21 protein-coding genes are annotated in these 23,659 nt (G+C 56.5%); 18 read left to right on the forward strand and 3 right to left on the reverse strand.

What is annotated here, in order from left to right:
• Positions 1-70: 70 nt before the first annotated feature.
• From AXF15_RS05180 to rarD, 11 genes are all read left to right on the forward strand, one after another.
• Positions 71-1,153 (forward strand): 3'-5' exoribonuclease YhaM family protein, encoded by a 1,083-nt coding sequence (locus tag AXF15_RS05180; protein WP_066604267.1) that lies wholly within the window; start codon positions 71-73, stop codon positions 1,151-1,153.
• A gap of 2 nt (positions 1,154-1,155) precedes the next feature.
• Positions 1,156-1,791, forward strand: coding sequence for a dTMP kinase (tmk, locus tag AXF15_RS05185; RefSeq protein ID WP_066604270.1), 636 nt, complete (start codon positions 1,156-1,158; stop codon positions 1,789-1,791).
• Positions 1,784-2,572, forward strand: coding sequence for a glycosyltransferase family 2 protein (locus AXF15_RS05190; RefSeq protein WP_066604272.1), 789 nt, complete (start codon positions 1,784-1,786; stop codon positions 2,570-2,572). The genes tmk and AXF15_RS05190 overlap by 8 nt, the downstream gene beginning before the upstream one ends.
• Complete coding sequence (locus tag AXF15_RS05195; RefSeq protein ID WP_066604274.1) at positions 2,554-4,596, forward strand: TonB-dependent receptor plug domain-containing protein; 2,043 nt, start codon at positions 2,554-2,556, stop codon at positions 4,594-4,596. Before AXF15_RS05190 ends, AXF15_RS05195 begins: the two co-directional genes overlap by 19 nt.
• Positions 4,597-4,721: 125 nt before the next feature.
• On the forward strand, positions 4,722-6,662 hold the full coding sequence (locus tag AXF15_RS05200) for a TonB-dependent receptor plug domain-containing protein (protein ID WP_169793601.1): 1,941 nt from the start codon (positions 4,722-4,724) through the stop codon (positions 6,660-6,662).
• A gap of 1 nt (position 6,663) precedes the next feature.
• Positions 6,664-7,188, forward strand: coding sequence for a YfiR family protein (locus tag AXF15_RS05205; protein ID WP_066604280.1), 525 nt, complete (start codon positions 6,664-6,666; stop codon positions 7,186-7,188).
• Complete coding sequence (locus tag AXF15_RS05210) at positions 7,185-7,625, forward strand: CHASE sensor domain-containing protein (RefSeq protein ID WP_066604282.1); 441 nt, start codon at positions 7,185-7,187, stop codon at positions 7,623-7,625. Before AXF15_RS05205 ends, AXF15_RS05210 begins: the two co-directional genes overlap by 4 nt.
• Positions 7,626-7,663: 38 nt before the next feature.
• Entirely contained in the window at positions 7,664-10,051 is a 2,388-nt protein-coding gene (locus AXF15_RS05215) for an ATP-binding protein (RefSeq protein WP_066604284.1), read from the forward strand.
• Between the two features lie 7 nt (positions 10,052-10,058).
• On the forward strand, positions 10,059-12,581 hold the full coding sequence (locus tag AXF15_RS05220) for a two-component system response regulator (protein WP_066604290.1): 2,523 nt from the start codon (positions 10,059-10,061) through the stop codon (positions 12,579-12,581).
• A gap of 125 nt (positions 12,582-12,706) precedes the next feature.
• Complete coding sequence (gene mtgA / locus AXF15_RS05225) at positions 12,707-13,468, forward strand: monofunctional biosynthetic peptidoglycan transglycosylase (protein WP_066604292.1); 762 nt, start codon at positions 12,707-12,709, stop codon at positions 13,466-13,468.
• Positions 13,452-14,522, forward strand: a complete 1,071-nt coding sequence (gene rarD / locus AXF15_RS05230) for an EamA family transporter RarD (RefSeq protein ID WP_236884834.1) — start codon at positions 13,452-13,454, stop codon at positions 14,520-14,522. Before mtgA ends, rarD begins: the two co-directional genes overlap by 17 nt.
• Here the strand turns inward: rarD and AXF15_RS13440 are convergent.
• Positions 14,483-15,256 carry a GntR family transcriptional regulator gene (locus tag AXF15_RS13440; RefSeq protein WP_151192290.1) on the reverse strand — a complete coding sequence of 258 codons (774 nt, stop codon included), beginning with the start codon at positions 15,254-15,256 and terminating at the stop codon, positions 14,483-14,485. The two genes, rarD and AXF15_RS13440, sit on opposite strands and share 40 nt — an antisense overlap.
• 489 nt (positions 15,257-15,745) lie before the next feature.
• On the opposite strand from AXF15_RS13440, the gene AXF15_RS05235 reads away from it, so the two are divergent.
• The 7 genes from AXF15_RS05235 to AXF15_RS05265 all read left to right on the forward strand — a co-directional run bounded on the left by AXF15_RS05235 (position 15,746) and on the right by AXF15_RS05265 (position 22,134).
• Positions 15,746-16,420: an IS1595-like element ISDeor2 family transposase gene (locus AXF15_RS05235; protein ID WP_066602895.1), complete on the forward strand. Its 675-nt coding sequence runs from the start codon at positions 15,746-15,748 to the stop codon at positions 16,418-16,420.
• A gap of 177 nt (positions 16,421-16,597) precedes the next feature.
• On the forward strand, positions 16,598-17,587 hold the full coding sequence (gene dctP / locus AXF15_RS05240; RefSeq protein WP_169793602.1) for a TRAP transporter substrate-binding protein DctP: 990 nt from the start codon (positions 16,598-16,600) through the stop codon (positions 17,585-17,587).
• Positions 17,588-17,701: 114 nt separating this feature from the next.
• On the forward strand, positions 17,702-18,211 hold the full coding sequence (locus tag AXF15_RS05245; protein WP_211259013.1) for a TRAP transporter small permease subunit: 510 nt from the start codon (positions 17,702-17,704) through the stop codon (positions 18,209-18,211).
• The gene (locus AXF15_RS05250; RefSeq protein ID WP_066604300.1) at positions 18,208-19,521 is read left to right on the forward strand and encodes a TRAP transporter large permease; all 1,314 of its coding nucleotides are present in this window, start codon (positions 18,208-18,210) and stop codon (positions 19,519-19,521) included. The genes AXF15_RS05245 and AXF15_RS05250 overlap by 4 nt, the downstream gene beginning before the upstream one ends.
• A 73-nt stretch (positions 19,522-19,594) precedes the next feature.
• Entirely contained in the window at positions 19,595-20,482 is an 888-nt protein-coding gene (speB, locus tag AXF15_RS05255) for an agmatinase (protein ID WP_236884835.1), read from the forward strand.
• A 168-nt stretch (positions 20,483-20,650) separates the two neighbouring features.
• Entirely contained in the window at positions 20,651-20,794 is a 144-nt protein-coding gene (locus AXF15_RS14255; RefSeq protein ID WP_169793603.1) for a hypothetical protein, read from the forward strand.
• A gap of 260 nt (positions 20,795-21,054) precedes the next feature.
• The gene (locus AXF15_RS05265; protein WP_066604308.1) at positions 21,055-22,134 is read left to right on the forward strand and encodes a DUF814 domain-containing protein; all 1,080 of its coding nucleotides are present in this window, start codon (positions 21,055-21,057) and stop codon (positions 22,132-22,134) included.
• Here the strand turns inward: AXF15_RS05265 and AXF15_RS05270 are convergent.
• Complete coding sequence (locus AXF15_RS05270) at positions 22,127-22,957, reverse strand: amidohydrolase family protein (RefSeq protein ID WP_066604310.1); 831 nt, start codon at positions 22,955-22,957, stop codon at positions 22,127-22,129. The two genes, AXF15_RS05265 and AXF15_RS05270, sit on opposite strands and share 8 nt — an antisense overlap.
• A gap of 75 nt (positions 22,958-23,032) precedes the next feature.
• Entirely contained in the window at positions 23,033-23,536 is a 504-nt protein-coding gene (locus AXF15_RS05275; RefSeq protein WP_066604312.1) for a hypothetical protein, read from the reverse strand.
• Between the last annotated feature and the right edge of the window lie 123 nt (positions 23,537-23,659).

A 23,659-nucleotide genomic window follows, 5' to 3' on the forward strand; every position in this document is an offset into this window, starting at 1 on the left:
ATTATTTTGAGAATTCAGAAAAATATCTACCTTTGGACCATTACCTTATCCATATGGGAATAGCAACTCGATGGCACACAAGAAAACCTTCATCCGCGACCTGACTGCGGGGCAGAATATCTCGGACATCTTCGCTCTGTCGCAGGCACAGCGCCGGGAAGCCCGAAACGGCCCCTACTGGCAGCTGACTCTGACCGACCGCACGGGCGGCATGGAGGCCCGCATCTGGGCTCCGCAGAGCCTGCAATACGAAAATCTGAAGCCGGAACAATTTGTCGCCGTGACCGGACAAATTGCGTCGTTCAAGGACCAGCTGCAAATGAACGTCACGGATCTGGTTCTTGTGGAGCCGGCCGGGGCGGGGCTCGATCTGACCGACTTCCTGCCGTCCTCGGCCGTGCCTCCTGCGGAGCTGCTGGCGGAAATAGAAGCCTTTCTGGACAGGGAGCTGTCCTTCAAACCCTGGCGCACCCTGTGTGCGAAAGTCCTGGCCGACGCGGATATCCGCGCTGCTCTGCTCACGGCTCCGGGAGCCAAATCCGTCCATCACGCCCATGCCGGCGGTCTGCTGGAGCACACCCTCGGTGTCATGCGCGTCTGCGCGGCCCTGGCGGCCCTCTATCCTTCCGTGGACAGGGAGATTCTTCTGACAGCCGCCCTCTTTCACGATCTGGGCAAGGCCTTTGAACTGACCCATGGCTTCAGCCGGGAATACACCGACGCCGGGCGGCTCATCGGGCACATCCAGATGGGGCTGGAAGCCCTGGAGCCTTTTCTGCGGGCGGCCAAAGATCTTCCCGAGGGGCTGGCCGTGCACCTGAAACATCTGATCCTTTCCCATCACGGCGAACTGGAATTCGGTTCTCCCCGCCGGCCGAAGACTGTGGAGGCATTCATCTTGCACTATGCCGACAACCTGGACGCCAAGATCAATACTGTGAACACGGCTTTGGAAAATACGGCTGATCCGGAAGACGTCGAGGCCAGCCACTGGAGCGAATACCACCGCACTTTGGGCCGTTATCTGTATCAACCCATGCGCACGCCCCGGACGGAAACGGCTTCCGACGCCCGTTCGGCCGCCAAAAAAACGGCGCCCAGACCGAAATCCGCCCTGCTCAGGGCCATGGGCATAGCCGACCCGGAGGAATAGACATGTTCATCACCTTGGAGGGCATGGAGGGGTGCGGCAAGTCCACTCAGTGTGCGCTGCTCGTGGAGCATTTCACCCGTCTGGGATTCGATGTGCTGCGGACTCTGGAGCCCGGCGGCAGCGTCCTGGGCAAGGAGCTGCGGCGCATCCTGCTCGATCCGGCGAACAGCGATCTCTCGCCCGTCAGCGAGCTTTTTCTGTATCTGGCGGACCGGGCCCAGCACGTCGGCACGGTGATCCGGCCGGCTCTGGCGCAGGATCGTGTGGTCATCTGCGACCGCTTTGCCGATTCCACCGTGGTGTATCAGGGATATGGGCGGGGGCTTGAACCTTCCCTGCTGCGCCAGTTGAACGACACCGCCGTGCAGGGGCTCTGGCCCGACGCCACCGTTCTGCTCGATCTGGCTCCGGAGCAGGGACTGCGCCGTGCTCTGACCCGGAACATGCGCGAGAACAAGGCCCGGACGGAGGGCCGTTTCGAGGCCGAGAGTCTGGCATTCCACACCCGCGTCAGAGAGGGCTATCTGACCTGGGCCGCCCTCAACCGGGAGCGGTTTCTGGTGGTGGACGCGGACCGGACGCCGGAACAGGTTTTCGCCGCCATCCTGTGCGGTCTGGAGGAAAAGGGTCTTGTCTGAGGAGTGGAAAAGGCCCGCCACAGGGCTGGTGCTGACCCTGAACGGAGCCGGCCGGCTGGAGGCCTGCCTGAAATCTCTGAATTTCTGTCAGGAACTGCTGGTGGTGGACTCCGGCAGCACCGATGAGACAGTGAAAATCGCCGAAGCCTGCGGCGCGCGGGTGCTGGTCAACCGATGGGAAGGTCCCGCGCGTCAGTTCGCCTTCGCCTTTAGGCATGTGTCCACGCCCTGGGTGGTGTCTCTGGATCAGGACGAGGCGCTGTCCCCGGAACTGCGGGCCAGCATCATGGCGGCCCTGGCCGATCCGGGAGAGTGCGGCGCGTTTTTGTGTCCGCGCGCGTCCTTTTATTTCGACAGGTTTCTGCGGCACAGCGGCTGGTATCCGGATCTGCTGCCGCGGGTCTTCAGGCCTGCCGACACGGATGTGCACGTCTCCGGGCCGCACTACGGCTTCAGACCCAGGGGAAAAACCATGCGTCTGGCCGGAGACATCATGCACTATCCGTATGAAAACATGCGCCAGCATGTGGAAAAGATGAATTATTACACCCAGGTCGCGGCAGAAGAAATGTACGGATGCGGAAAATGCTCCGGCCTCGGTGCGGCCTTCGGACACGGCCTGGCCAGGTTTTTGAAAATATACATTTTTCGCAGGGGATTTCTGGATGGGCGGGCCGGTTTCGCACTGGCCGTCAATTCTTTTTTCTACGCTTTTCAGAAATATGCCCGGCTTGCGGAAATGCGGGCAACGCCAAAGTCATCATGCAGGAAAAAACAGTAACCCTCACTCTTACGGACACAGTTCGTCATCTTTGCATCACGGCTATCCTGCTGTTTCTCTCGGGTTCGGGATCCTCTCTGGCTGGTTCTTACATGGCCATGCCTCTGGAAGATCTGATGAATCTGACGGTCACGTCCATCTCCAGGCGCGACCAGCCTCTGCAGGAGACGGCCGCCGCCGTGTACGTCATTACCGGTGAGGATCTGCGCCGCACCGGCGCGACCAGCATCCCCGAGGCTTTGCGCATGGTTCCCGGGTTCATGGTCGGCCAGCATGATGCCAATACTTGGTCCGTATCCGCCAGAGGCCGGGGTCTTAATCCCACCTTCGAAGACAAGCTTTTGTTTCTCATTGACGGACGCAGCAAATATTGCCCCATTTTCGGAGGAGTGTTCTGGGACTCCATTGAATTCATGCCGGAGGATATCGACCGCATCGAGGTCATCCGTGGGCCGGGCTCCAGCATCTGGGGCAGCAACGCGGTTAACGGCATTGTCAACATTATCACCAAATCCGCCGCCGAAACCCAGGGCGGCATGGTCAGCGCGTTGTACGGCAGTACCGAGCAGGGCACGGCCAGTCTTCGCTACGGAGGATCGTTCTCGCCGAAAAGCGCTTGGCGCGTTTTCGCCAAGCACCGCAGAGTGGATGACCTGCACGATATGGACGGCCGGAAATTTCGCGGGGCCCTGGAAAGCAACTATGCCGGATTCCGGACGGACAGCGAGCCCGACGGCCGATCCCGCTTCGCACTTCAGGGGGATGCGGCCGTGAGCCGCACCAGAGACACGATACTTCGCCCGGATCTGAGCGTGGCCAGCATGGCCGAATATAGCGTTCCAAGCGACATGGAAGATGTGGCGTTGCAGGCCTCCTGGAGCAGAAGCCTCGGCGGAGCGGCGTCCGTATCGCTTCAGGGATTTCTGAGCCACTTCCATATCGACACCGCCGATGTCTACGACATCACCGAGGATACCGCCGATCTGGATTTTCAGCACCAGTTTTCACCTCTGGCCGGGCATACGGCCCAGTGGGGGGTGGCTCTCCGCCATGTCAGGACCCGCATGCGGACCGACCCCCAGACCATCTCCTTCGCCCGGAAGCGCCGGGCCGACACCTTGGCCAGTGCCTTTGTTCAGGATGAAATTTCCTTTGCGGACGGCCGCTGGCTGCTGACCCTGGGCAGCAAATTCGAGCATAACGAACAGACGGGTCTGGAGATTCTGCCCAGCACCCGCCTGCTTTGGCGGGCCTCCGAGCGCCATGCCTTCTGGACCGCCATGTCCCGTTCCGCGCGTATTCCGTCCATAGCGGAGCAGGATGTGTATTATCATCTGGAGATTCAGGAGCCTGATGGCCTGCTCCCCGTGCGTATTTCCCTGACAGGCGACCCGGATGCCTCCGCTGAGCGGGTGCTGATCTGGGAGCTGGGGCATCGCTTTACCCTCTCGCCCTTGTTTTTTCTGGACACGGCCCTTTTCGCCACCCGCGCGGACAACCTGTTCAGCCAGCGTCTTGACCTGTCTTCCGCTTCGCCGCGCATATCGCCAGAACCCCACATCCAGATAGACGGAAAAGCCGGGAACGACGTGCGGGGCATCACCCACGGCCTGGAACTCAGCGCCACCTGGGAGGCCGCTTCCTGGTGGCGGTTGCGCGGGTGGTATGCTTATTTCGAGGACAGCTACCGTTTCCGGAGCGAAGGCATCAATATATTTGAATCCATCTACGGCCGGATCAGTCCCCGGCACCAGTTCTTCTTCCGGTCGTCCATGGACCTGCCGCACAACACCGAGGCCGACATCATGTTCCGTTATGTCAGCGAACAACCCGGTCTGGAAGTACCGGACCATGCCACTCTCGATGCGCGGCTGGGATGGAAGCCCGTGGAGAACATGGAAATATCCCTGGTCGGAAAAAACCTGCTCACGCCCCGGCATAAAGAGACGGCTTCGGGCCTTGTTTTCGGCGATGGCATGGGCGTGGACAGAAGCTGCTATCTCAAACTGCGGATGGATTTCTGAAGATGTCTGTTTCCCGAGAATTTTTTACCCCCCGACGGCTGGCGCCGATTCAGAGCTTTCTGGGGTTTTTCTTTCTTGCGTGCCTCGTGTGCTGCGCTCCCCTTGAAACAAGGGCCGGACAGTACATGGAAATGTGCCTGGAAGATCTGATGGGCCTGACCGTCACGTCCATGTCCAAGCGCGTTCAGGTATTGCAGGAAACGGCCGCCGCCGTGCATATCATCACCGAGGACGATCTGCGCCGCACCGGCGCGACCAGCATCCCCGAAGCTCTGCGTCTGGTTCCCGGTTTCATGGTCGGGCAGCACAGCACGCATATCTGGTCCGTGTCCGCCCGCGGCCGGGCGTTCAACCCCACTTTCGACAATAAACTGCTGGTCATGGTGGATGGCCGCAGCGTCTATTCTCCCGTCTTCAGCGGCGTGTTCTGGGACGCCTTCGATCTTGTTCTGGAGGACGTGGACCGCATCGAGGTCATCCGCGGGCCGGGCTCCAGCGTCTGGGGCAGCAACGCAGTCAACGGCATCGTGAACATCATCACCAAATCCGCCGCCGAAACCCAGGGTTTCATGGCCAGCGCGTTGTACGGCAATGTGGAGGAGGGTACGGCCACCCTGCGCTACGGAGACGCCTTCTCGCCGGAAAACACCTGGAGGATTTTCGCCAAATACCGGAATCTCGATGGTTTGCACGACATGGACGGAGAGAAAACTCATGACGAACAGCACAACCTGCGCGCCGGATTTCGCACTGATCTCAGTCCCGATCGGGATTCCAGCCTGACCTTTCTGGGAGACCTCACTCTGGGGTGGACCAAAAATCTGTTTCTCTATCCGGACATCGCTGAGAGCATGGTGTTCGAGCACAAGGCCTCAAGCGACATTGCCGACCTGAATATGCGTGGGCGCTACAGTCGCACCCTGGGAGCAGATTCCTCTATTTCCATACAGGCATTTTTGAGTCGTTTCTCCCTTGAGACATCCGACCTCTACGACCTGACGGTGAACATGGCCGATCTGGATTTCCAGCACCAATTTCCGCTTCTGCCCGGACACACGGCCCAGTGGGGAGCGGGTATCAGGCGCATTGGAGCCCACACGGAAACCGGTCTCCGCGCCATGGAGTTTGACCGGAAGCGGAGGACGGAAATCCTGCTCAGTGCCTTTGTTCAGGATGAAATCACTTTCGACGAAGGCCGCTGGGTGTTCACTCTGGGCAGCAAGTTCGAACACAACCGCCAGACGGGCCTGGAAATTCTCCCCTCCGCCCGCCTTCTGTGGCACGCCACTGAAAATCACGCTTTCTGGACCGCCGCGTCCCGTTCCGTACGCATCCCGTCCCTGGCGGAGCAGGACGCCTCTTACCATGTGGATATCCAGAACACTCCGATGGGCCTGCCGCTGCGCAGAACTGTCAGGGGCAACAGGGACGTGGGCTCCGAAAAAATTCTGATCTGTGAACTGGGGCACCGTTTCACTCCGTCGACCCGCTTTTTTGTGGATACCGCTCTCTTCGCCACCTGGGGAGACAACCTGTTCAGCGAATCCTTCGATCCGGACGGCGCTTATCTGCGGCTGCCTCCCGCGTCTCCCGCGCCGCATCTGCAACTGGATTCCACGGCCGGAAACGATATGTATGGGACCACCCACGGTCTGGAAATCAGTGCCTCCTGGACGCCGCGCAGTTGGTGGCGGCTGCGCGGATGGTATGCCTATTTCGAGGACAGCTGCCGCTTCCGTGGTGAGGGCATCGACGCCTTCGCATCGTCCTATGGGCGGATCAGTCCTCGGCACCAGCTCTTTTTCCGCTCGTCCATGGATCTGCCGCACAACATTGAGGCCGACATCATGGTCCGGTATGTCAGCGAACTGCCTGGCCTGGATATCCCTGACTACGCCACTTTTGACGCCCGGCTGGGATGGCGGCCAACGGAGAACATCGAAATATCCCTGACCGGGAAGAATCTGGCCACTCCCCGGCACAGGGAAACGTCCACCGGGCTTATTTTCGGCGATGCTGCGGGCGTGGACAGAAGCGGCTATCTCAAGCTGCGGGTGGATTTCTGACATGTTATCGCTGGCACGAGTTTTCCTCGCCGTTCACCTGTTTCTGTGCCTGATATCCGGTATCTCTCGGGCTCATGCCTCCGACGGGGACCTGCCCCAGGTGCAGGCGGCCTACTTTTTCAATTTCATCAAGTTTGTCGCCTGGCCGGAAGCCCCGGCATCGCCTCTGGTCATCCGCACCTTCAGAAGCCCGGCCATTGCCCAGGCTCTGGAGCAGGCACCCGAAAAAAGTGTTCACCAGCGTTTTTTCGATATCATGGACGTCCACCGCCCCCAGGACCTTCTCGGGGCCGACGCGGTGTTCATCCCAAAGGAATACGCCCCGGCCATACCGGAAAACATCTGGGAAGAATTCAGCGCTGCAAGTCTGGTGGTCAGCGACTGGGACAAGACTCTGGACAGGGGCGGCACCATCCGGCTGCTGACCATCGGCGGCAAGATCCGCTTTGCCATCAGCCTGCGCTATGCGACGGAGCTGACCATCAGCTCCAAGCTGCTGCGTCTGGCCTCGGAGATACGGGAATGACATCTTTGAAAAATCCGTCCGGCTTCCGGCCCGATACGCCGGGCCCGAATGCACAAGGGCAGAAGAAGCCCGGACCGCTGACAAGGTATATCGACAGCGTTTCCCTGCGCACCAAATCCATTCTGCTCATGACCCTGGCCAGTTTCATGGCCCTCATCTTCGCTTCGGCGGTGTATGTCGGATATGAGCTGGTCATGTTCCGTTCCAGCGCCGAAAACGAATCCCGGAGCATCTCCCGCATCGTGGGTCTGAACAGTATGGCCAGTCTGGCTTTCCGCGACGATGACGCCGCCAGGGAAACGCTGCTCTCGGTCATAAGCAGGGAATCGTCCATTATTCACGCGGCCCTGTATGATCAGTACGGCAAGCTCTTTACGCAGGTCAGCAACCAGCAGGGCCGGGATTTGACCATCCCCCCCACTTGGACATGGACGTAGACTCCCCGCACAGCCCCGTCATACGCTGGCAGGGAGCCATGCTGACGGTTCTGCATCCCATCTTTCAGGAGCGGAGCCGGGCGGGTTATGTGCGTCTGGTCATGACTCAGCCCACACTCATGCGCCAGCTGACCATTTATCTGGGCATGAGCGTCTGCGTTCTGCTGGCCAGCATACTGCTCGCCTACATTTTTTCCCTGTTTTCCCAGCGTTTCATCACCATGCCCGTGCTGGAGCTGCAAGGCACCATGGAGCATGTGGCCGTCACCGGGGATTATTCCATCCGCGCCCGGACCGCCTCGAAGGACGAGCTGGGCCAGCTGGCTCAGGGCTTCAATGAAATGCTGGGCCGGATTCAGGGCCAGGACAATGAGCTGCGCTCCCACCGCGAACGGCTGGAAGAGAATGTCCGCAGCCGTACGCGGGAGCTTTCGGAAGCCAACCAGATCCTGCAACGGACGGTGGGGGAGCTGCGCCTGGCAAGGGACAGGGCCGAAGCCGCCAACCAGGCCAAAATGCAGTTTCTGGCGAACATCAGCCACGAAATCCGCACACCCATGAACGGCGTCCTCGGCGTGGCCGAAATTCTGGATCACTCCCCCCTGTCGGACCGCCAGCGTCAGCTTTTGCAGGCCCTGCGCCAGTCGGGTGCGGACATGATGGTCATCATCAACGATCTGCTTGATTTCTCCAAACTGGAGGCGGGTAAGTTTTCCCTGCATATCAGTACGTTCAACCTGCACCAGCTGCTGGACAACTGCATTACCGCCTTCGCGCCCCAAGCCCGGGCCAAGGCGCTGGAACTGGTCTGCATCACAAGTCCGGAGGTCCCGGCCCTGATCCAGTCCGACCCGGACCGGCTCCGTCAGATTCTGGTCAACCTCATCGGCAACGCTCTCAAGTTTACGGCCTCGGGCAGCATTGTCCTCAATGTCTCCCTGGAAGAAGAGGAAGGCACCCAGGGCTGGCTGCTGATTTCCGTCCGGGATACGGGTATCGGCATTCCGGCCGCGGCACTGGACAAGATATTTTCGCCCTTCACCCAGGCCGACGAGACCATGACCCGCACCCACGGCGGCACGGGTCTGGGTCTGACCATCGTACACCAGCTGCTCGGCCTGCTGGAAGGAAGCATTTCCGTCCACAGCACCGAGGGGCATGGCTCGGAGTTCATTGTCCGCATCCCCTTCATTCATCCCGAGCGCGGCGGCGAGGAGAACCCTCCGTCCTATGCGGGAATTTCCATCCACACCTGCGGGCTGACACCTCTGTCCCGAGTGGCGCTGGATAACATGCTCGGCCGGTATTCCCTTGTCGCCGTCCACTACGACTGCCCTCAGGATTGCCCGCCCGCCCACGATGGAGGCAAGCGGATCATATTCGTCGAGGGCTCTTCCCATGCCGAGGCCGAAGTAATCCTTTCCCAGCTGCGGCAGCGTCAGACCGACTGCCATAACATGGTTCTCATCTCCTCTGATCTGTCGGCCGCCGCCGACAATCTGCTGCTCATGGCGGACAAGGCCATCGCCAAACCCATCCGCCAGTCCGGCGTCCAGCAGATACTTCAGGATGCGGCCGGGGTCAGGACCGGCGAGGAAGCCGCTTCCGAGATCGTGGCGTTGGGGGCAACCTACAGCGCCCGTGCCCTGCTGGTGGAGGACAACAAGGTCAACCAGAGCGTGGCCCGCGCCGCTCTGGAGCTGTTCGGCCTGGAGCCCACCATTGCCGACAACGGTCTGGATGCCCTGAATCTGCTTCAGAACAACCGTTTCGACATCATTTTCATGGATTGCCAGATGCCCGTCATGGACGGCTACACAGCCAGTGCCCGGATCCGGGAACAGGAACGCCTCGCCGGAAACGGGCGGCGCATCCCCATCGTGGCCATGACCGCCCATGCTCTGGACAAGGACAGGAAGCGCTGCTTCCAGAGCGGAATGGATGCCTATCTGCCGAAGCCCTTTACTCTGGAGGCTCTGGGAAAATGCCTGGCCGAATGGCTGCCTGACCGGGCGCAGGCAATGGATCTTCCGTCGGCCGTGCTTTCAGGCGGCATCCCGGCCGGGACTCAGGAAGACGCGCTGGATCCGCAGACCCTGGCCTCGCTTAGGAAAATGCAAAGCATGGGCTCCTCCGACCTGCTGCACACGCTCTTCGACGCCTATACATCTTCGGCTCAGGAGCTCATGCAGGCCATCGAAAAGGCCATGGGGCAGAGTAACTGGCGGCAAATCCGCGAGCATGCCCACACTCTCAAGTCTTCCAGCCACAATGTGGGAGCCACGACCCTTTCCCGTCTTGCGCGGGATATGGAAATTCTGGCCATGAATGAAGACGTGCCGGAGATAACGGCCCTGTACCCCGTTCTTCTCCAGGAACACCAGAAAGTCCTTCTCGCGGTCGCCCGCCAGAAGGAGGAGCTGTAGCATCGATATGCCCGAACCAACCCATGCTTTCATCCTGATCGTGGACGACGATCCGACTCTTGGCCTTCTGGCCAGGGAAACCCTGACCCAGGGCGGTTTCTCCGTGCAGGTAGCCCAGAACGCGAAACAGATGCGCAGTCTGCTCCGGGATTTTCCCGCCGACATGATCCTTCTGGATGTGCGTCTGCCCGACGCCAGCGGCATCGAACTGTGCACGGAACTGCGCGCTTCGGACGGACACGTACACACGCCCATCCTCATGATCACGGGAACCGACGACAATGAAGCCATCCGTCAGGCCTATGCGGCCGGGGCCACGGACTTCATGCCCAAACCCCTGAACTGGCAGCTGCTGTTCCAGCGGGTCCGGTACATGTGGCGCACCCACCAGGTGCTGCTCAGGTCCAGACAGAGCGAAAGGCTGCTGGCTCAGGCCCAGCATATGGCCATGATGGGCAGCTGGGAAAAACATCTGGGGTCGGGAAAGTTTACCGTTTCCGAACAGTTCGCCCGTCTTTTCGGCAACGCTGAACCTGATTGCGGGAAGGCTTTTCAGTTTTTTCTGGACACTGTTCCTGCGGAAGATCGGGCCGGACTGATCAGAACCATGGACCAGGTGGGAGCCACGGGAAAACCCGCCACTTTGACCCATCATGTCGGCAAGCGGAACGGTTTTTCCCGCACGGTCCGGCACGATCTGGACATCCGGCGCAATCCGCAGGGACGCCCCCTGTCCCTGTGCGGTACGCTTCAGGACATCACCAGCGACACCCTGCGCGCACGGATGGCGTCGGACCGGAATAGGATTCTGGAAAGCATGCTTCAGAACGAGGGGCTCAAAACCCTGTACCAGGACCTGTTCGTCCTGCTGGTCAATCAGGCTCCGGGCAGCGAGCTCGCCGTTCTGACCAGAACCGCCGACACGCCGTGGGACTGCGCCTACTGCTCGCCCGGTCTCAAATCCGGGGCGGGCCGGAGATCGGTGGACGCTCTGCTTGGGATCCTTGAGGAAGGCGATACCCTGCGGGGTGCCAGATCGGTTCTGGTCGGCGAGGTCGAAGGAGCCCTCCGGGCGCATCTTCTGCCCATATCGCTCAACAGCGGCGGCCGGTCCGGCACGGTGATCTGCGCCTTCATCCCGGCCGGACTGCCGGATCAGGAAACCCTTCATCTCGATGACGTGCTCCAGACCGTTTCGGACATGGCCACCGTCATTCTCGACAACCACCGCCTGACCAGCGATCTGCAATATCAGGCTTTCCACGATTCCCTGACCGGCCTGCCCAACCGCTTCTTTTTTCTGGACCATCTGCGCCGGACCATTGCCGAAAGCGGGAAGAACGGACTGAAGCGGGCCGTGATCTTCATCGATCTGGACCGCTTCAAGAACGCCAACGACCTGCTGGGGCACTCCTTCGGCGATAATGTGCTTCAGGAAATGGCCCGGCGGCTGCAGACCGCCACCCGGCCCGGAGACATTCTGGCCCGTACCGGCGGGGACGAGTTCATGCTCATTTCCGCGCCATTGGACAGCTATGCGGAAGTGGAACGCATGTGTGCGCGGTTCATGGAAGTCATTGCCCCGCCTTTTGAGGAGGGGAATTACAGCTTCAATCTGAGCGTGAGCATCGGGGCCAGTCTCTTCCCCGCGGACAGCGACGACCCCGGCATCCTGTATCAGTACGCCGATGTGGCCATGCAGCATGCCAAGAAAAACGGCGGCAGTGTCCTGCGTTACTACGACAGTTCCATCATGGAACAGTTCATGGAACGTCTGGAGCTGGAGAACGACATGGCCCGCGCCCTGGAACAGGAGGAGTTCCTGCTGGAGTTTCAGCCTCAGGTGGACATGGAGACCAGAAAGACCATCGGTTACGAAGCCCTGATCCGCTGGCGCAAGCCGGATGGCCGTCTGATTCCTCCGTCGGCATTCATACCCATCGCCGAGGAAACAGGTTTCATCGTCGTGCTGGGCGGCTGGGTTCTGGAAACGGCCTGCCGGGAGATCAAACGCCTGCATCTGGCCGGACAACCGTGGATACGGGTGGCCGTCAATGTCTCCGCCGTGCAGTTCGTCCAAGACAATTTTCTGGAACTGGTCCAGCAGACTCTGGAGAAAACGGACTTTCCCGCCGACAGGCTGGAGCTGGAAATGACCGAAAGCACGGTCATGCATGGCCTCGGCACCGTGGCGGAGCGTCTTGACGCCCTGCGAAAGCTCGGCATCACCATCAGCATCGACGATTTCGGCACGGGCTACTCTTCCATGTCGTATCTCAAGTCACTGCCCATCGACAGCCTGAAGGTCGACAGGTCTTTCGTCATGGAAATTGGTTCGGGAAATTCCGAAAGCAGGAAATCCGAAGCTCTGGTGGACGCGCTCATCACCCTGGCCGACAATCTCGGCCTGACCGTCACGGCCGAAGGCGTGGAAAACGAAAAACAGCTCGAATTTCTGAGGCAGAAGCACTGCGACCGGGCCCAAGGATACCATACCGGGCGGCCCGCGCCGCTGCCCGGCTTGGATTGAGCCGATTTTCAAAACACGCCCGGTGCTTTGTCGGAGCCTCCCTCGAAGACCTGTCTCAGGGGCCGGCCCGGAAGCCGCTTCCTGGCGGCAATTTCAGATGTGTCGTCTGCGGTGCGCGGAAAAATATGCCAAGAGCCATATCCAAAACTTCCCGCCGCGGGAAAAAAGACTCCCGCCGGGGGCGGAAGCCAAACGGTCGGCTTCGGGCTATCCGGCGGATAATTGTCAGGACGATAGCGGGGGGAGTCCTTTTCATTTCGCTCCTGATTCTGGCGCTGCGCTGGCTGCCGGCCCCCACATCCGCCTTCATGATGACGCGCCATGCCGAAAACCTGTCTTCGCCCCCGGCCCGGCCGCTTGATTATCAATGGGTATCCGGGCGGCGTATTCCGGCGCATATGGCTCTGGCCGTTGTGGCCGCCGAGGACCAGAACTTTCCTCATCACTGGGGTTTCGATCTGAAGGCCATCGGTCAGGCCGTGCGTCATAACAGACAGGGCAGGTCCATACGTGGTGCGAGCACCATCAGCCAGCAGGTGGCCAAGAATCTCTTTCTGTGGTCCGGGCGCGGCTACGGCCGCAAGGCTCTGGAGGCCGGGCTGACGGTGTGTATCGAACTTCTGTGGCCCAAAGAGCGGATTCTGGAAATGTATCTGAACATCGCCGAGTTCGGCGACAATATCTACGGCGTAAATGCGGCGGCCCGGCGTTTCTTCGGCAAGAAGCCGGAAGCCCTGACCCGGCACGAGTCCGCCGTGCTGGCGGCGGTGCTGCCCAGCCCCCGGAGGCTGTCGGCCGCCAATCCGTCGCCTTACGTGCTGCGCCGCGCGGCCTGGATCCAGCGCCAGATGCATCAGCTCGGTCCGGAGTATGTCGAATGGCCCTGACCCTGTCCCGTCTCTCAAGGCCAAGCATCCCATGCTGAACACCGGCATCCTCATGGCGCTCTGCGCCTACGCCTGCTGGGGCCTACTGCCCATCTACTGGAAGCTTCTGCAGCACGTTCCCGCAGACCAGCTTTTGGGGCACCGCATTGTCTGGTCTTTCGCGGCCCTGATCATTTTTCTGAAAGCCACCCGGCGCACGGCCGCCCTGCGCCGCAGCCTGAATCCCGCCATATGGCGCAGCTATGGCCTGGCCAGTCTGCTCATCGGGGTGAATTGGTTCGTCTATGTCTGGAGCGTGAATTCGGGCTATATTGTCGAAGCAAGCCTTGGTTACTTCATCAATCCACTGCTCTCGGTGCTGCTTGGCGTGGCTTTTCTGCACGAACGTCTGAGGCCATTGCAGTGGCTTCCTGTGGGACTGGCCGCTGCGGGAGTGATCTATCTGGCCGTGGATTACGGCCGCCCGCCCTGGATTGCCCTGGTCCTGGCCGGGACGTTCAGCCTCTATAGCCTGATCAAAAAGAAAGCGTCCCTTGGCGCGTTCGAAGGACTGACTCTGGAAACGGCCCTGCTTTTCCCACTGGCCCTGGGCTGGCTGCTCATCAGCGAAGTCTCCGGCACGGGCGTTTTTCTGCATACGGGAACAACATCCAGCCTGCTTCTCGCGGGTGCGGGCGTGGTCACCACTCTGCCGCTGGTCATGTTTGCGGCGGCTGCACGGCGCATTTCCCTGACCATGATCGGCATCCTGCAATACTCGGCCCCGTCCATCCAGTTTCTGCTGGGCGTATTCCTGTACCGCGAACCTTTTTCCCGCGCCCAGTTCGCGGGTTTTGGCATGGTCTGGATCGCCATCATCCTCTTCTGTCTGGAACAGATTCGTCCCGGAATGCATCTGCCCCCTCCAGCCGCAGGCGCGGGAATTGAGTCTCTCTGCCAAAAAACTCTCCAGAGAAGAAATTTTTCCGGTCTGAGAAAGGAATGTATGGGTTATGAGTATGGATTCCCATTTCATCAGAAATTATATGTTTTTCGGATATATGCTTCATTATGAGCAAACCCCCAATGAAGATTCTTGATATTATGCATAAGTGAAAGAATATCTTTTCTCTCTATAGAGTCAACAATCAACTCATGCTCGTCAATAGCAGCGTGATACCATCCAATGGAAATATTTTTTCTTGGAAAATCCCATAATCTGTTTTTTATTGGATGAAGTATTCTTTCTGCAAATATATTCGATGAAACATGAAAAAAAATGTCATGAAATTCGTAATGAATTGAGTCGTATTGCATCATATCTCCATCATTTATCGCTTTTCGCATAAAAGTATTTAATTTTTTCATATATAATATTATTTTATTGGTGTAATTATTAATTGAAGAAGATATTGTTGTATATTCCAAAGAGCCCATTATTTCATATAAAAAAGGAAAATCTTTCAACTCAAGTGTATTAATAACGACTTTGCTGCGTGGATATATAGTTAGATATCCCTCAGCCTCCAAGCGAATGAGAGAATCACGCAATGGTGTATTGCTTATTCCGAGAGCTTTACTAATACTCTGCAAGTCTAGCACGCTTCCAGGAAGCAATATGCCTGCCTTCATTTGCTTCTGTATGTATTGATAGACGATCTCTCTGCCACTTTGGGCGGGTGCTTGCCCAGTCTTTTCGGTTAGTTTCGAAGATTTTTCTTTATAGTTTACAAGTGCATTTGAAAGGGAGGAGCGGCTATGTACGTGGGTGTGCGGGGGGACACTTCCTCGTGTTTTGGTGTTTTTCACATTTTCTCCTATGAGCTTAGGGTGATACCTGCCCAAATTGACCTGACTCCCGTCTTGATAGCTGAGTAAAGGCAGATCTGATGCGGTGATTTGTCTGTGGTCTGTGAGGAGTTCCTCTGCTGTCAACGCGTCTTCCTGGGAGCGTTCTCCATCAGCGAAATGCTTTTCTTATCCACTTTATGCGTCATGGCAAACAGTTAGGCGGAGTTTTTGGCGGCTGTTCGGAGTACGATGAGACAACCTTCAAGGGCCATATCGTGATCAGAGAGGAGGAAGGCCTGTCTGTGGGACGTGATCACGCCAATGGTATCAAAGGGTTCTGGCCCTATGCGAAGGATTGATTGTATCCTTTTATTTGGGTAAATAGAAATTTCAAGTTATAAATTAATTGGTATATCAGTTGATATTTTTATAATGTATTGATTTAAAATAATTTAGGGTCATGCCTAGTCCATGAGTCTCCATTCGACTATAAGGCTAGTCACGACAATGAAAAACAAGTATGCGAAGCGTTCAAGAATTTCAGAGGCCAAAGTCCGACAAATAGTGAAGCTGTTTGCCGTGGATTTGAATGCCCTGCAGATAGCTGAAATAGCCGGGGTAAATCGTAATACCGCGAACCGTTATCTGGCTGCTTTCCGAGAGAGGATTGCCCGGTTCTGCGAGGCGGAGTCTCCTGTTCAAGGCGAAGTTGAGGTTGATGAAAGCTATTTTGGCGCACGCCGCGTTAAAGGAGTCAGAGGCCGAGGAGCCAAGGGCAAAACCATTGTGTTCGGCTTATTCAAGCGTGAAGGTCGCGTTTATACCGAAATTGTCCCGGACTGTTCAAAAATCACCCTCCAAGGGATCATCCGGGGCCGCGTGAAACTTGAAAGCATTATTCACTCTGATGGCTGGCGCGGCTATGATGGTCTCGTAGACCTAGGCTACCAAAAACACTTCCGGGTTGAGCATGGCAACAATGAATTTGCCAATAAAAACTCACACATTAACGGCATTGAGAGCTTCTGGGCTTTTGCCAAAACACGACTTGTTCGTTTTAGGGGTTTGCCCAAGCACACTTTTTACTTTCATTTGAAAGAATGTGAATTTCGCTTTAACCATAGAAACGAAGATAGTTATAAACTTCTGCTCAAAATGCTCAGAGAAAATCCACTCAGCTAGGCATGACCCATAATTTATTATACCGGAGAAGGCATTTTGATACCCATGAAATAGGTTCCTTTTTTAAAATTTTTGTTTTATGTACACGATATCAGATGTATCAGATGATGCTTCAAATATGTAACTTTGGATTTTCAACCAGTTACCTAAGACGAGGTGTGTGTCATGACGAGGAAAGTGTCCGTTCTGATCTGTATGGTGGTGACTTTTCTTTTGTGCCTCAGTCCTGTCTTTGCGGCGGAATATAGGCTGAGATTGCAGACCTATTATTCGCCGTCGACGGCTGCTGGTGCCAAATATTTTGCGGAGCAGGTCAAAAAGAACACCGGAGGAAAAGTGGAGGTGCAGGTGTTCACGGGAGGAGAATTGATTGCCTCTGCCAACATTCTCAAATCCGTCAAGAATGGAATGATCGAAATGGGTCAGGGGATGGGGCATCACTTCTCGGAGTTGAAGACCGGCACCATTGAGTCTGGTTTACCCATGTCATGGATGTCTGCCACTGAAGCCACACTGCTTTATGATGAACGAGGGCTTAGGACTCTCATTGGCAAGGAGTATGAAAAAGCTGGCGTTGTGTATCTAGGCCCCACTTGGGCGGCATCGTATCATACCGCCAGTAAACAACCCATCCGATCGCTGGACGATATGCGTAAGATGAAGGTCAGGGTCGTCGGAGCAACTGCAAAAATGCTGGCATCTCTTGGAATTAATGTAGTGACAATGCCTCCTGAGGATATATATATGGCACTTGCAACTGGACAGATTGACGCAGTAGTATATGGAAATGCCGCAGAATATAAAGAGACAAAATTTTATGAAGTTGCTCCATATATCAATATAACGCCGCTTATTAATCCAATTACGGATACATTGATCATTAATAAAAAAATTTGGGACGAAATGCCATCGGATATACGCGTAGGCATTCAAGCCGCTGCAGATCAGGCTCGATGGTATTGGTATTCTTGGGGGGAAAATGAGAGCCTCAATGTACTCGCCGATATCTTCAAAGACAAAGTGACTACTTTTTCTGAAGCCGATCAGAAGGAATTGGTCAAGGCCGCAGTGGCTGTCTGGGAACAGGAAGCTGAAAAGTCCCCTGAAGCGGCAAAGGGAGTGAAAATTCTGAAAGACTTCGCTCAGGCCATAGGACGGCTTGAATAGCCGCAAGGTCTCCCGGCATTATGCCGGGAGACCTTGGCTTCACAAAGGGACGGAGTATCTTCCGTTGCAGAAATTCGGGATGCAAGATGGAAATATATGGAGCAGGAGATGATAATGGCAATACGATCTGTCGTAAGCGGTATAGACCGCCTGAATAACTCCATAACAAACTGCAACATGTTGCTGATATTTCCGCTTATTGGGGTGATGCTCTTTGATGTGGTTATACGATATTTCCTGAATTCTCCGGTGATCTGGGGGACAGAACTTGGGATGATGATTTTTGGATTATATATGATATTTTCCGGGCCATCTTCTGTTCTGGATAAGGTCCAAGTCGGTATAGATCTTTTCTCTTCCAAATGGAAGCCCCGAACGAGAGGAATGGTAAGCTGTATAACATACATATTTACTGCAGTACTTTTCTTTCAGCTGCTTATCACTTCCGCAATATATGCTCTGGAATCCTGGGAAATGCAGGAGGTATCCTGCTCGGCCTGGGGTCAGCCTGTGTATCATTGGAAAGCCCTTATTCCTGTCGCATTTTTCCTCACGTTCCTGCAAACGATAGCCGAATTCCTGCGTAACTTTTGGCTGGCCCTCACGGGAAAGGAGCTGGAATGAGTCCTTTTGAAGTAACCGGACTGATGTTTTTGTCCATGCTTTTTCTGATGGGAGCCGGCCTCCCTGTCGTGTATTGCCTGGGGGCAGTGGGTGTACTCGCGGGAATATTTCTCTGGGGCGATGGCGCAAGAGACATCGTCTATTTCTCTACACTCGATCTGATGAGCAACATCGTACTTAGTGCCATTCCTTTGTTTATATTCATGGGGTTTGTGCTACACGAATCCCGGATAGCTAAGGATATGTTCCATACGGTCTATATGTGGTCCGGCCGCATCCGGGGGGCGCTAGGTATCGGAACAATTCTGATATGCGCACTCATGGCGGCGATGCTGGGGGTGAGCAGCGCCACAATTCTTTCTATGGGTGTTATCGCTGTGCCTGCCATGCTCCAGAAAAACTACAACAAAAGGCTGGCCGTAGGTATCGTGCAGGCCGGAGGAGCACTCGGCTTTCTCATTCCGCCAAGCATGATGATGGTTATGTATTCATTTATCAGTGGTGTCTCGGTCGGCCGTCTTTTCGCGGGCGGCATCATACCGGGCCTTATACTTGCGGGTATGTATCTAGTGTATATTGCCGTACTTTCCTGGTTAAGACCGGAAATGGCTCCGGCCATCACAAGCGAGGAGCGCCCTCCGTTTAAAGAGCGGGTTGCCGCACTGACAGAACTTATTTTGCCTCTGGCTCTTATTGTCTCCATCCTCGGCTGCATTTTCATGGGCATTACCTCTCCCACCGAGGCGGCCGCGATTGGTGCGTTCGGCTCTCTCGTCTGCGCCGGAGTAAAGGGTCGCCTCTCCTTGGCCATGCTGGGCCGGGCCTGTCGTCAAACTTTTGCTATATCCGGGTTCGCGGGGTACATCATCATTGCGGCTCTGATCTTCAGTAAAGTGTACACAGGACTCGGCGCAACAGCTATGATTAAAAATCTTGTGTTGAATATGGGCGCAGAACCACTGGTTGTTATGGTCTGTATTCAATTATCTTTCTTTATTCTCGGAATGTTCATGGATGATATTGCCATCTTATTCATGTGTATGCCCATATATATTCCCATCATTGTCGGCTTAGGGCTTGATCCAGTCTGGTTTGGTATTCTTTTTGTTGTGAATATGCAAATGGCGTATATTACTCCACCATATGGATTAAATCTTTTTTATATGAAAGCTGTAGCGCCAAAGGAAATAAAATTACACGATATTTATTGGGGAGCTGTCCCTTTTATTCTGATCCAAGCTTTACTTTTAGTTGTTCTAATGTTGTATCCATCAATCATAACATGGCTCCCAAATAAAATTTTTGGATAACAAGATAAATGAGGTGTTCATAGAAATGGTCAATTCATTGCAGTCTCCACGTTTTTGTGGAATCCGAAGTTTTATGCGTATGCCTGTCAAGTATGGAGTTATGAATACAGATGTAATCATCATGGGTATTCCATTTGACAGTGCAACGTCTTATCGCCCAGGTGCACGTTTCGGACCGGCCGCAGTGCGAGAGGCGTCCAATATCCTCAAACCATACTGCCCGGTGCTCGATGTTGATATCAGCGAACATCTTTCTATCATCGATGGCGGGGATATCGACACCATACCCGGCTACGTGGAGGAAAGCCTTGATGCCATGTGTCAGGGACTTATTCCATATATGGAATCACCTGCGATTCCAATATTGATTGGAGGAGACCATCTCGTCAGTCTGGGTATTCTGCGTGCTATGCATGCAGCGCGCGGGCCGGTGGCTCTGGTACATTTTGACGCACATAGCGATACCGTCGGCTCCTATTTCGGCAAACCGTATAATCATGGTTCACCATTTTACTGGGCGATCAAGGAAGGACTGATCATTCCAGAATATTCTACGCAGATAGGAATCCGTGGACCGTTATACAGCAGAACTATTCTTGATTGGCCTAAGAGCCAGGGACTTCGCATTATCATGGGGCAGGAACTGCATGAGCGAGGTATAACTCATGTAGCTGAAGAAGTTGTGACAAGAGCTGGTGATAAGCCGGTATACGTGACTTTTGACATTGATTTTTTGGATGCTTCCTGTGCACCCGGAACCGGTACTCCGGAAATTGAAGGCTTTACTACATGGGAGGCACTTTCTCTTATGAGGCACATCTGTCCACGCCTTGATTGCGTGGGAATGGATCTCGTAGAAATACTCCCGGACAAAGACCTCTCCGGCATCACCGCCTTGGCAGGAGCCTCCGTTATTCACTCTTTTCTCGCATCACTGGCGAAAAGGAGATCAGGAATCTGAAAGAATGTGGCAGCAGAATGGATACACTGCTAAGAAGCGGACAGGGCCTCACGGCAGCCGCAGTACGGGCCGCTTGCCCTTGACTTTCCAAATGGGCCATGGTTGTGAAAGGAACCTCGTGATTTGGCCGGGCCGCTTGTGATTGACGTACAACCGGAGGGAAACCGCATGCTGGGCGAACTTTTTGGAAACATGCTGCACAGCACCATACAGGGCGCTGTCGGAGTGGCGGGAATCTTCATCTACCTTGCGGCCATCGTCACCGCGGCCTGTTACCGCATCAGGGAAAACATGCGGGACGAGCACCATTAGTCCGATTTCGCCCCGACTGGCGGGTACGATCTCTGGGACTGTCCGCAAAAGCGGATCCGCACGAGCTGGCAGGATTTCCTGTCAGCTCGTATGCGTTCGAAGACCGGAGATGTATATTCCTCTTTCCTCCGTAATCCCCTCTTTCAATGCATATCCCGACCGGCCAAGAGGAAATTCCGCTCGCGGCGGGGTAAGGAAATACCGGCAAAACCGTCCCCGGCAGGCAAAGCGGAGCCATATTTTCCACCAAAACGCGCACCATGGAAGAATACGACGCCCTTTCCCTGTTTTCCGGCGGTCTGGACAGCATCCTGGCCTCCCGGCTCATGCAGAGCCTCGGGCACAAAATCCTGGGCCTTCATTTCGTCAGCCCCTTTTTCGGCAAACCGGAACAGATTCCCCTCTGGACGCGGGAATATGGGCTGCCCATCGTGCCCGTGGACGTAGGACAGGAGTTTGTGGATCTCATGGCGGGTTTTCCCGGCCACGGCTTCGGCAAGGTGCTCAATCCGTGCGTGGACTGTAAAATTCTCATGCTGCGCCGGGCCAAGGCACTTTTACCTGCATACGGCGCAAAATTTCTCATTTCCGGCGAAGTGCTGGGGCAGCGGCCCATGTCCCAGCGGGCCGACACCCTGAACACCATCCGCAATGATGCCGAGGTCCGCGGTCTGCTGCTGCGGCCTCTGAGCGCGCGCCTGCTGCCGCCTACGCCCATGGAAGAGTCCGGGCTGGTGGACCGCGAAAAGCTGTATGCCATAAATGGCCGGGGACGGCGCGGCCAGTTCGGGCTGGCAAAGATTCTGGGCGTGACCAGTATTCCGGCCCAGGCCGGGGGCTGCCGCCTGAGTGAAAAGGAGTCCGCCCGGCGCTACTGGCCCCTTCTGCGCGTTTTTTCCCGGCCTCTGGCCGGAGACTTCGAACTGGCCAATGTCGGCCGCCAGCTCTGGAAAAGGGAAGGAGGGGCCGCATACTGGCTGACCATGGGCCGGGATCGCCAGTCCAACGAACGGGTGCTGGCCTTGGCCCGGCCCGGCGACTATCTGCTCGAAGCGCGGGATTTTCCCGGACCGCAGGGCCTTTGCCGCCCGGCTCCGGGATCGTCCTGGCCGGAACACGCGCTGCGGGAAGCGGCCGCCTGTCTGGCTTCCTTTTCTTCCAAGGCCAGACAGCACGGCCAGCCAGCCATGGTCCTGGTCCGGCGGGGAGAGGAAGAGCGGGAATTTTCTGTCGATCCGGCCGCTCCGCACGGTTTTGCGGAAAACCTTTCCTGGGAGCGGACCAGAGAAGAACGAAATGTGTGGATACGAAATGTGACGGCCGCGGACGGCGTCATGTAATATCGCCCGCCGCCCGCGCAGGTTCCCGGGACGCGGCAAAATCCCGCAGCAGCAGATCGCCGCGGTCCAGCAGGTCCTGAATCCAGCCGTCGGAGACCCTGGCTCGCTGCTGCCAGCGGCGCAACTCCGCGCTCTGGTCGAACAGGGGATAGTCGCTGCCGAAAAGCAGCCGGTCGGAAGGGTGGCGGCGCAGAATGGTATGCAGGTCGTCATCGGAGATCATGCCGATGGCGCTCGATGTATCCAGAAATACGTCCTGCCCTACGATGTGCTCAATGGCGTGCCCCCACTGGAACACGCCCCCCAGATGCGCGGCCACCACGCGCAGGGCCGGAAAATTGCGGCGCAGCCAGTTCAGGCGGCGGGCGCTGGATGGGTTCTTCTCCGGCGCGGTGCGGTCCCCCATGTGGAACAGGATCAGAAAACGGTCGGAAATGGTCTCCCACATGGGGCCCAGACGCGGATCGTCCATCCAGAAACCCTGAAAATCGGGATGAAACTTGAGCCCGAGAATACCGGCCGCCTCCAGCCGTTGCAGCTCCTTTTCCCAGTGAGCGTAAGCCGGATGCAGAGAGCCGAAGGGCTCCAGCATGGGATCGGCGCGCAACCCGATGGCCCAGTCGTTGACCACTTCCACCTGAAGCGCATTGGTGGCCGCTGAAAGCAGGATGGTCCGTTCGATTCCGGCCCGTTTCAGCCGGGCCTTCAGGTCGTCCAGCAGGCCCGTGCCCACGGGGTTCAGCCCGTAATGCCTGTGAAGCTGTTCCAGAACCTTGCCCGCGACTTTGGGGTGGAAGGCGTGCGTGTGGACGTCAATGCTCACGGCCGCGCCCCGAAACGGTTTTTTCGGATGGAGACTGTAGTCATAGGGGAACGCTCTTTGCCCTTGCCGTTTCGCCTACTGTTCCGAATCGCCCAGCAGGATGAAGCCTTGGTCCAGCTTGAGTTCGTCCGTCTTGCCGCTGTAGCCCGGCTGCCAGCAATATTCCTCGCCATTTTCCTCGTTCTGCAGGCAGAGTTCATAAGAAGGTGCACCTTCGGATACGGGAATGTGCATCAAAAGCGCCTGATGGTTGCGGCCTTCGCCGAGCCGGGCCGTGGCGACCGGGCGGGGTTTGCGGTACAGCTGGCCCTGTTTGTCCACCGAAAGCTCAAAGAGCCGGGCGTACAGACCGTCCACAATGGGCAGAATCAGGAAGAACTCGCCTTCCTTGCCCGCTGAAAGCAACGCCAGCGCCTCCGGACGCATCTGAAATTCCTGCTGCACGTAGTTTTCGGCATCCGATGAGGATTTCTGAGGGCTGACCGCCGCATAGGGCTGAAAAAATTCTGTCTCGCTCCCGGCCATAACCGGCGGGCAAAGAACCAGCAGAAGCAGTGCGAAGAATGCCGTCAATTTCATGAATCCTCCCTGAACCCGCAATGGATGCATCGCGCTGAAGTTGCAGCCGTTTCTTCCGTCACTTTCCCGTTTCGCGGCAGCATGACGGCAGACTTGTTCAATTCCTGAAATCTGTAAGAGTCA

Origin of the sequence: Desulfomicrobium orale DSM 12838, from assembly GCF_001553625.1 — a bacterium.
GTDB lineage: Bacteria > Desulfobacterota > Desulfovibrionia > Desulfovibrionales > Desulfomicrobiaceae > Desulfomicrobium > Desulfomicrobium orale.